This is a genomic window from Auritidibacter ignavus (assembly GCF_003703835.1).
Classification (GTDB): Bacteria; Actinomycetota; Actinomycetes; order Actinomycetales; family Micrococcaceae; genus Auritidibacter; species Auritidibacter ignavus.
Genome location: NZ_RDQR01000001.1, coordinates 322,441 through 332,032, shown reverse-complemented (window position 1 = coordinate 332,032; position 9,592 = coordinate 322,441). Strand labels below are relative to the sequence as shown.

7 protein-coding genes are annotated in these 9,592 nt (G+C 58.4%); 4 read left to right on the top strand and 3 right to left on the bottom strand.

The genetic code is table 11. From position 1 onward, the window contains the following. Positions 1–16 precede the first annotated feature (16 nt). Complete coding sequence (locus DYI20_RS01445; RefSeq protein ID WP_146206391.1) at positions 17–1,387, bottom strand: phosphotransferase; 1,371 nt, start codon at positions 1,385–1,387, stop codon at positions 17–19. Positions 1,388–1,544: 157 nt separating this feature from the next. Here DYI20_RS01445 and nudC point away from each other — a divergent pair, with 157 nt between their 5' ends. Beyond that, positions 1,545–2,555 (top strand): NAD(+) diphosphatase, encoded by a 1,011-nt coding sequence (gene nudC / locus DYI20_RS01440; RefSeq protein WP_110098575.1) that lies wholly within the window; start codon positions 1,545–1,547, stop codon positions 2,553–2,555. Positions 2,556–2,652: 97 nt separating this feature from the next. Continuing rightward, positions 2,653–4,833, top strand: a complete 2,181-nt coding sequence (locus DYI20_RS01435; protein ID WP_110100234.1) for an ATP-dependent DNA helicase UvrD2 — start codon at positions 2,653–2,655, stop codon at positions 4,831–4,833. Positions 4,834–4,840: 7 nt separating this feature from the next. On the opposite strand, the gene DYI20_RS01430 is transcribed toward DYI20_RS01435, so the two are convergent. Continuing rightward, on the bottom strand, positions 4,841–5,953 hold the full coding sequence (locus DYI20_RS01430) for a ThiF family adenylyltransferase (RefSeq protein WP_110098577.1): 1,113 nt from the start codon (positions 5,951–5,953) through the stop codon (positions 4,841–4,843). A gap of 187 nt (positions 5,954–6,140) precedes the next feature. Here DYI20_RS01430 and DYI20_RS01425 point away from each other — a divergent pair, with 187 nt between their 5' ends. Beyond that, the gene (locus DYI20_RS01425) at positions 6,141–6,815 is read left to right on the top strand and encodes a SprT-like domain-containing protein (protein WP_158278510.1); all 675 of its coding nucleotides are present in this window, start codon (positions 6,141–6,143) and stop codon (positions 6,813–6,815) included. Here the strand turns inward: DYI20_RS01425 and DYI20_RS01420 are convergent. Then, the gene (locus tag DYI20_RS01420) at positions 6,812–8,236 is read right to left on the bottom strand and encodes a zinc-dependent metalloprotease (RefSeq protein ID WP_110100236.1); all 1,425 of its coding nucleotides are present in this window, start codon (positions 8,234–8,236) and stop codon (positions 6,812–6,814) included. The two genes, DYI20_RS01425 and DYI20_RS01420, sit on opposite strands and share 4 nt — an antisense overlap. 205 nt (positions 8,237–8,441) lie before the next feature. Between DYI20_RS01420 and DYI20_RS01415 the strand changes: the two genes are divergently transcribed. Then, a complete protein-coding gene (locus DYI20_RS01415; RefSeq protein ID WP_110098580.1) occupies positions 8,442–9,569 on the top strand; it encodes a YlbL family protein in 1,128 nt (375 codons plus the stop codon). Positions 9,570–9,592: the final 23 nt, after the last annotated feature.

Sequence of the window (9,592 nt, the reverse complement as noted above, 5' to 3'; positions counted from 1 at the left end):
ATGCGACGGAGGAGGACTAGTTGCGAGATGATGAATCCTCGGCCTGCGACGCGGAGTCTGACTCGCGGTCCTCTGTCATCTGACGAATGGCGTCTAACGACACCGGTTCGGTGACAACGCCGGCATCGTCATCGACCTGATCACCGTCGTCTGCGTTGTCTGCTTCCGGTGGCGAGGCCTCAGATGCTTTGGGATCATCTCGGACTGGATTCTCGTCTTCGGTCGCGTCATCGTCGTCAGCATCGACATCGGCGTCGGTCACCACGGCACCATCCTCAGCGTTGAGGTTAGCGTTGATGGTGCTGATAGGGGCAGTGACCTCTTCTGGCTCGTTGACCTGCTGGACCTGTTCAGCAGAGGTGCCGTCGTCCGCTTTGGCCATGGAATGTGCCGGATTAGTTTCATCGGGCGCCGCGACCGAGGAGTGATGAGGCTTTGACAGCTCCGAGCCCACGTCCTGGCCACCGGTTTCTGCAACGTCGGCGGCCAAATCGTCCAGCATCGACACGGCATCATCGATCATACGCTGATCATGACTGTTGATGCCACGCATCAGCCATTGGGCCAGAGCAAATTCAGCGCTCAATGATGCCCGTCGCATCAGGTGGAAATCCCGCTCATCGGCGGCAGCGCCCAGATATCGGTAATAGGCATCGATGATCTGTTCACCGAAGACTGGATCCTCGACTGAAGCTAACCAGGAAAAATCGACCGCAGGATCCCCAATATGAAGGTCAGTCCAGCCGATCAAACCCACTGCTCGACCACGGTCGAACAACAAGTGTTCTTCGTGCAGATCTCCGTGAACAACCGTGGGAGTGAACCCCCACATTTGGGTTTCTTCCAGAGCATTTTCCCACCGTCGCAAGAGTATCGAGGGGATTTTTCCGGTCAGCGCGACTTGGTCCAATTCGTTGAGACGACGGGTTCTATGTTCCTCAGCGGTATACACCGGCAGATCGGCAATTTCCACAACCGAACGTGGTAATTCGTGGATTGCTGCGGTGATCCGTCCGAGGTCATCCCGAACGATATCGGGCAGGCAGACAATGGTGTCGAGGTCCAGTTCCTCGCCGGGGATCTGGTGATAGACAAAAGTTCGACGACGATCCAGTTGCACAGCTCCGGCAACAGAAGGCACGCGGAAAGGTAACTTCGCCCGAATCGTGGGAGTAAAACCAGACAGCACCTCCAATTCGGTTTCCAACCTCATGCCGGCTTGGTCAGTGCGCGGCGAGCGGACCCGCCAGATGGTGTTATCTCGGTCGGTCACCAGGGCATTGTCGAACTCTGGGGATTGTTCGCCGGTGGAAGCTACACCCACAATATCTAGTCCCGGCATAGCTGCGGAGGCGAGGGCGGCGAGTTCCATGGGTGTGCGTTTCACAGCATCCAGCCTACTGAATATCCACCTTTACCGGCCCGCTTGTGATTTGGCGAGTCCACAATTTGGCTGGAATACTCAGCCAGCGTTCAGCGACGCACCGTTATGCCCTGAGGAATGACTCCCCAGAAGCGAGCGCGTTTCCAGTACCGTAGAAACCATGAGCAATCAGCAGACTTTCCCTCCTCTTGGTGCTTTGCCACTAGCTCGTGAAGACCTGGACCGAGGGTGCCTGCAACGGGAGGACCCTGCCTGGTTGCCAACCCTCTGGTCAGCTCCTGAAACCAAAGTCCTCAGACTTCACGCCCGTCAGGTTCCGGTCTATCGGGGCGCACTCGTGTTCGACCACCCCCAAGGCCCGCTTCCAGAAGAAGCGGTCTATCTGGGACGCGGTGAACGAGTAGTAGACCTGTCCCCCGAGGACCTAGACGGGATCAGCCCCAACGACATTGTCCTGGTGCCTTCCGGGTCAAAAGATACTGCACCACAGTTACTCAACCCGCACCGCTGGGATGGGGCGGAGGTTAATCCGGCGCGAGTGCAATGGCTCTCGGTTCGAGAAGTCGCAGCGGGGCTTTCTGGCAAAGAAGCCGGCCTTTTCGTGGAGGCGGTGGCGATTGCCAACTGGCACTCCCGGACCCGGTTCTGCTCGCATTGTGGACACCGGCTGGTCACTGAGCAATCCGGCTGGGTTAAAACCTGCCCCGCTGAAGGAATTGAGCACTTCCCCCGCACCGATCCGGCCATCATCGTGGCCATCACCGATGACGATGACAGAATACTGCTGGGAAATAATACGGCATGGGCCCCGAACCGGTACTCCACACTGGCGGGGTTCGTTGAGCCCGGAGAATCCCTCGAGGCAGCGGTGATCCGAGAAGTCTACGAAGAAGCCGGGGCGCACGTGGCTGACCCACAGTATCTCGGTTCGCAACCGTGGCCGTTCCCGCAATCGTTAATGCTAGGTTTTCGGGCGCGTGCCACCAACGTGGAGACAATTCGAGCGGATAACAAGGAGATGCGGTCGGTGACGTGGTTTACCAAAGCCGAGATGTGGTCTCAGGCTGAGCGTGGCGAGATCTACCTACCCGGGTCCGCATCGATCGCACGAATGCTGATCGAGCACTGGTATGGCGGGCCTCTTCCGGACCCACACGTACTGCAAAACTGAGCGCCTTAGCGTGCTACGTTTCTGAGGTGACCGCTGAAGCCACGTAGCGACGTTGGGCCGGACGTTGCACAATCTATCGAGTCAAGGAGGTGCCACGGTGAGTTCACCCGAGGAGATGCTTGAAGGCCTCGACGTGGAGCAACGCCGGGCAGCCACCGCCTTGCACGGACCCGTGTGCATTCTGGCCGGGGCCGGGACCGGGAAAACTCGAGCCATTACCCACCGGATTGCTTACGGAGTGGCCACCGGAGCCTATAGTCCGTTTCACACGTTGGCGCTGACCTTCACCAGCAAAGCCGCTGCGGAAATGCGAGCTCGTCTCCGGGTGCTAGGCGCTGGGGGAGTACAAGCACGCACATTTCACGCCGCGGCGTTGAAGCAGCTGAGTTATTTCTGGCCCCAAGCAATTGGTGGACCAATGTTTGGGCTATTAGAGCATAAGATCCGACTGATTATTGATGCGGCTAACCGGCTGCGGATGAGTACCGATCGAGCCACGGTCCGAGATCTTGCCGGAGAAATCGAATGGGCCAAGATCTCGATGCTCACCCCGGAGACTTACCAACATCAGGCAGGTCACCGCCCGTTGCCTAGCGGGTGGGACCCGTTGTTGTTCTCTCGGCTCTTTCAAGCCTATGAAGATCTCAAAGCCGACCAGCGATTGATGGACTTCCACGATGTGTTGCTGTTGATGGTTGGGATCCTCGAATCTGAGCCAGCTATTGCAGCCGAAGTACGTCGTCAGTACCGGGTCTTTATCGTCGATGAGTATCAGGACGTCTCCCCGCTCCAACAGCGGTTGCTAGAGGCCTGGCTGGGCGACAGCCATGAATTATGCGTGGTGGGTGATGCCTCGCAGACCATCTACTCTTTTACCGGGGCCACGTCACGGTTCTTGTTGGAGTTCACAACGACCTATCCGCAGGCTCAACGTATCGAGCTGATCCGGGATTATCGGTCCACCCCGCACATTGTGGCCTTGGCCAATCGACTCTTGGAACAACGGACCCAACAGGGCCAACAAGCCGGAGGAAGAATGCCTCCCTGGCCTCGTCCGCTCGAGTTGGTCTCTCAGCGAGATAATGGTCCGGCGCCGGTGTTTTGGGAATGTGAGGATGAACAGACCGAAGCAGACCAGATCGCCAGCCATATCCATCAGCAAATCACCGACGGAAAACTCCCGGAAAATATTGCGGTACTGTTCCGTACCAACGCCCAATCGGTGCATTTCGAACAGGCTCTGACCCGACACAGCGTTCCCTACCAGCTCCGAGGCGCCGAAGGGTTCTTCCAACGCACTGAAGTTCGGGAAGCTGTCTTGCAACTACGCTCCGCCGCTCAGGCCTCACCTGCGGTGCGGGGCGAACAGGTGGTGGAGCTGATGGAAGCGATCCTGACCTCATTGGGATACAGCACTGATCCGCCCCAAGCCACCGGTGCAGTGCGACAGAAGTGGGAGTCCCTTGACGCACTAATTACCTTGGGTCGCCGAATGCTGGATGATCACGGTGCACAGCTCAGTCTCGACCAGGTGGTCCAGGAACTACAGCACCGAGACACCGATGAGCATCCGCCCACCGTTTCGGGGGTGACCTTGGCGTCGTTGCACTCAGCTAAAGGATTGGAATGGGACGCGGTTTACTTGGCCGGACTCACCGAGGGAATGGTCCCGATTGGTTTTGCTCAAACCCAGAGCGAGATTGATGAAGAACGACGACTGTTCTATGTGGGTATTACGCGTGCACGGAATGAAATTTTTTTCAGCTGGCCGCGTCACCGCAACGGAAGAACTGGCAACAAGTCCAAGCCCTCACGGTTCCTCTCGGCCCTGATCCCGCAAGCGTCATCGACGCAGACGATTCCTTCACCGCACACGGGTGTGTCGGCATCGAACCAGGCCCAGCGGTCCTCTCCGGGTGACTTCCACGGTAAGCGTCGCGGGCGCTCACAGGTGGCACAGTGTCGGGTCTGTGGCCAGCCACTGGAAACACCGGTGGCCCGGAAACTGGGCCGCTGTCAAAACTGTCCAGCCACCTATGACCAGCACCTTCTGGACACACTCAAAGAGTGGCGCTCCACCACCGCCAAGTCAGAAAAGTTGCCGGCGATGATGGTGTTTACAGACGCGACCTTGGTGGCCATCGCTGAAAAGGTGCCACAGACAGCGAGCGCATTGCGCCAGGTCCCCGGAATCGGGGATGCCAAATTGTCGAAATACGGGGATGCGGTGCTCCACCTCGTCAGTTCCGCCCCCAGGGAGGAAGACCAGAATGGCTAGCTGCGTGTCAGGAGTAGGCGACCGCGCCACAACAGCGGGGATGCTCACTGATCGTGAAGCTTGATACGGCACCGGTTCGGGCCGAGACGCTGAGTACTTGACCGGGTACAGCGCCGGGGACTTCGCCGGCATCGGTCAGCGTCAGGACATCTCGAAGCGGTGTGGCATCGATCCAATTCAGCACTTGAATGCCCACTAATCCAGCGACAGCGTAGGCCAAACCTAGAGGTTCACGACCTGCTGCTTGCGCTCGCAACGCATGCTGTCGATCCGCGTAAGAGGGATCGAGCTCCGCTTCGCGTGCCATCCAGCAGTGAGGGCACGGCGAGGTTTGGGGCAAAAGCCAGGGGCCGATGACGACGCGATCGTCGTGAAGGGTGACTGGTAGCACTGGTTGAGCTCGACGTTGGGCCTGGGCGAGAAACTCCGTGGCCAGTCCGCCTCGTGTGATGCAGACAGACAGGTCACCGCACGGTTGGGGCGCGACGGGGTGTGACTGGGGCAAAATCTCGATGTCAGGAAACTGGTGACGTAACTGTTCGGCGGTGGCGACACCCCGGCACCGTGAAAGATCTTCGGGCAGGAACCCGGTGCCGAGATCACTGACTGTGACAGGTTGGGGATCCCACACCCACATCCTTGCGACGCCGGCGTTGGCAAGCAGGAGTGCCAAGGCGCGCCCACTGCGACCAGTCCCCAGTATCTGCACGGAGGACTGAGCGCGTCGAGTGTGCAAAGTGGGTGCATCAACTGGACAAACCTGCACCGAAGTCTTCTCGTCAGCGTCATGCTGCGAGCTGGGCTCCACGGTTACCGCCTGCAGGGTGGCCGTGGCCGTGGCAACGTCACAGTCGGTGCTTGGTTCTGGGGACGGCTCGGCCGGGGAGTTCAACAAGACTGGGTCGAGGGTTGAGATCAGTCGCCAGGTTTCCTGAGTGCTGAGCCCGGCCTGTTTGCCGTGACGTGGTTCGCTACCATCCGGAATTCCGCGACGCAGTTTCTCCAGTAGCGCGGTGATTTGCGGTGTGGCGCCAGAGATCTGCAGAGATCGTTCACCTGAACCGATTTGGACCAGGCCAGCTGAAATTTTCACGAAAGACAGGCCGGGGTTGATTTGCATGAAGTAGCTCCTGGGACGACGATGATTCGGGCCAGTACCGGCTGACCGGAAGGGTCCGGACTGCCATCATCGCAAAGACCGTGAGCTCGTGCAGACGGTTGTCCACAACTGGTTTGCTCAGGTGTTGTTGTCCACAGTCCAACACGCCTTGTTGGGGTAGGGTTGCCGTGACCGAAGAATGGACACCATGACATCACTACCACAGCACAGCACCCAGCATTCGCCCTCAACATTACACGGCTTTCGGCACCTAGACGGTCCCTTCCGGTTGGGTCGTGGCCGCGTCGCCGAAGTCTATGAGTATCACGGTCGAACCGTACGAATTATTCGTTCGCTCCGGCGCACGAGAAGCTTCCAAGCCTCTTACGAAGACGGAATGTTGCACATCGCTGCACCGGGCCGGCTGAGTCAGGAAGCAATCTTTCATGCCAGCGCTGACCTGATCCAGCGTCTGGAGAAAAAACGCGACAACCGCATGAAAACCAGCGACCAGGACCTCTACGACCGGGCGGTGTTTTTAGCCAAAACATGGTTGAATTCCGAGGTTGTGCCGGCGAGTGTCAGGTGGTCGAGCCGGCAGACCAAAGTCTGGGGGTCGTGCACCTCGGCTACCGGAGAGATTCGGTTGTCCACCCAGCTGAAAGGTATGCCTCAGTGGGTCATTGACGGTGTGCTGGTCCACGAATTGGTTCATTTAGCCCACGGCGGGCATGACGCAGATTTTCACCGGATGGCTGCTCGCTATTCTCGGATGGATGAAGCGATGGCCTATCTGGAGGGTTTCAGCCATGCACGACGTTTCGCAAGTGCGTGCTCACCGCAACTGGGTTGGACGACTGGGGACGACGGTGACGAGGATTAACGATCCTTTCCCGGTGTTTGGCCGTCGTCGTTGAAGCCACCATCGAGTAGCTTGCGGAGCTCCTCATCCATCTGTTCGGTCTGCTCGGCCTGAGCCTGGCGACGTGCTTCGTATCCGTCGGGATCGTCAAGATCTTCAGCGGTCGGAATCCACAGCTGTTCTTCCCAGATCGAATCGCGGTATTCCGTGCCCTTCTCGTCGGTAATCTTCTGCCAGAATGCAGCAGCCTCCCGCAATCGACGAGGACGAAGGTCCAGGCCGACCAACGAGCCAAAAGCATGTTCTGCTGGCCCACCGGTGGCACGGCGACGATTAATCATCTCGCGCAGTGCAGCTTCTGATTCCAGTGCCTGAGCTGCCTGAGTGGTGACGACATCGACCCAACCCTCGATGACGGCCAAGGTGGTTTCCAGCTGTTCCAGGGCAGCCTTCTGGGTCCCGGTGGGTTCAGGGACCAACATTCGGCCGGAGAAGACCTCTTGCATAGACTCGGGGTTCATGGGGTCAACCGACTGGGCAGCATCTTCAATGGAGCTCAAATCAATGGTTAAACCGGCCGCGTACTGTTGCACGGCGGCCATCAAATCACGCTCCAGCCACGGTGAATGGACAAACAGACGCATTCGGGCCGCTTCCCGCAAGGCGAGATAAATTCGGATTTGATCTTCTGGAACCTGCAGGCCATCACCGAATTCTTCGACGTTGACCGGAAGCATGACCAGCCGGTGGCCGGCCACCGGGAAACCGGAATCGGTTCCCGAAAGAACTTCGCGGGAGAGCTCGCCCAAGGCTTGGCCGAGTTGCAGACCGAAGATGGTGCCACCCATGTTCTTCATCATCGGACCGATGTCGCCCATGGCAGCTCGCATCTCTTCGGGAAGCTGGCCGGGAAGCTGTTCGGACAAAGCCCGAGACAGGGCCTGTGAGACCGAGGTGGCAACCGGCTCAGTCATCTCTTTCCACTGGTCAAGAGTCTTCTCGACCCATTCGGCTCGGGACCACGCCACGCCGGAATATCCGGTGGATTCCATAGTGGTGGCCTGATCCAACCATAGCTCCGCCAGGCGCAAGGCATCTTCGATTTCCCGTCGTGCGAAGGTGCCCACCGATGGGTCGTCGCCGGCGGCAGCCTGCCGGGCGGTTTGGCGTACCAGTGCCCAGTTCACCGGTTCATCAGAATTACCCGAGGACATCATGGCCTGGAATTGTGACATCATCTGTTGCATCATGGCGGGGTTAAACATGGCCGGATCCAACGGCATCGCGGACTGGCCGGACATCTGTTGCATGGCTCGACGAATTTCTTCGGGGTTAGGAGCCTGCTCGCCAAACATGCGACGCAACATCTCGGAAAACGGATCGTTATTGTCCGAACCGTCGTCGCCGTGGTCATTCCGTGGTCCATCCGGGGGAGTAGTCATGAGTTATAGACTACCGATTCCGGTCGCACCATGACAGCTTCGCGCGGTAGTTGCCGTTGAGGTTCGCTGAAGGCACACCGGCGTCTCGTGCCGATGTCACGAGGCTCAACGCTGTCGTACAGATGTTATTTCTTCTTCTAGAATAGAAGGGATTGGGAGACCTCTCTTCTCCGCCAGCGCGCACTGTCAGGAAGGCTTGGACAACATGTCTTTATCACCGGATGATCTCACCCCCTTGCGGGTGAATGACTCAGCCGACGTGCGCCCTGAATCGCCACGCGAGGTGAAGCGACGCCGCATGGTGTGGATTTCAGGTCTTCTGCTGGCTGCAGCACTGTTGGCTGGGGTCGTATTTCCGGTGTCCTACGTTGCCGAGCACCCCGGCCCGACCGTCAACACCATCGGGGACGTTGATCTTGGTGAGGGGGAAGAACCGGTTTTGTCGATTGAGGGTACCGAGACTTATCCCGTCGACGGTGCGCTGGATATGACAACCGTGTCGGTTCAAGGTCCGCCCACCGGAGCGACTTTTGCTATCGACGTGTTGTTTGGCTGGATGTTCCCCCACGTTTCTCTGACTCCTTCGGCCACAGTTTATCCCTCGAACGTGTCATCCTCTGAGGTTCAAGAGACCAACACGGTGGCGATGAATACTTCTCAGTCGTGGGCGATGGCTGCGGCGTTGGAGTATCTGGAGATCGATTACACCCAGCATCTGTTCGTCCACGACTTTGCAGAAGGCGCTGAGGCCACTGACCTGTTGCGTCGAGGAGATCAGGTGATTGCTGCCAACGGTCACCCCATTACCGGTCTGCAAGGACTCAAGGATGCTGTTGACGACTCCGCGCCGGAGCCGGTGACGCTCACCATTGAGCGGGACGGCGAGCAACACAAGATCGACGTACCCGTCACTGAGGCTGAGGACGGTAGCTACCAGATCGGGATCTACTTAGATTCCGAGTTCGACTTCCCCTACGACTTTGAAGTGTCCCTCGGTGATGTTGGCGGTGCCAGCGCGGGGATGATGTTTGCGCTGGGCATTATTGAAAAACTCACCGAGGAGAACCTGGTCGACGGTGACCATATTGCCGGCACCGGTACCATCGACCCCGATGGTACTGTCGGCCCCATTGGCGGAATTCTCCAAAAAGTCTATGGTGCTCAACGCTCTGGAGCCACCGTGTTTCTGGCCCCAGAGGCTAACTGTCCAGAACTTGACGATAAGGTCCCCGACGGGATCACCGTGTATTCGGTGTCGAGCCTGGAACAGGCTGTGGAGATCGTGAAATCTCACGACACACCAGAGGCAGAAAACGTCACCACCTGCGGATAGCAGGACTACTCAACACATCACCC

Bases quoted from the DNA above. Each gene is read 5' to 3' on its own strand.
- DYI20_RS01430 (WP_110098577.1), bottom strand. From the start codon at position 5,953: ATGCAAATCAACCCCGGCCTGTCTTTCGTGAAAATTTCAGCTGGCCTG.
- nudC (WP_110098575.1), top strand. From the start codon at position 1,545: ATGAGCAATCAGCAGACTTTCCCTCCTCTTGGTGCTTTGCCACTAGCT.
- DYI20_RS01420 (WP_110100236.1), bottom strand. From the start codon at position 8,236: ATGACTACTCCCCCGGATGGACCACGGAATGACCACGGCGACGACGGT.
- DYI20_RS01415 (WP_110098580.1), top strand. From the start codon at position 8,442: ATGTCTTTATCACCGGATGATCTCACCCCCTTGCGGGTGAATGACTCA.
- DYI20_RS01425 (WP_158278510.1), top strand. From the start codon at position 6,141: ATGACATCACTACCACAGCACAGCACCCAGCATTCGCCCTCAACATTA.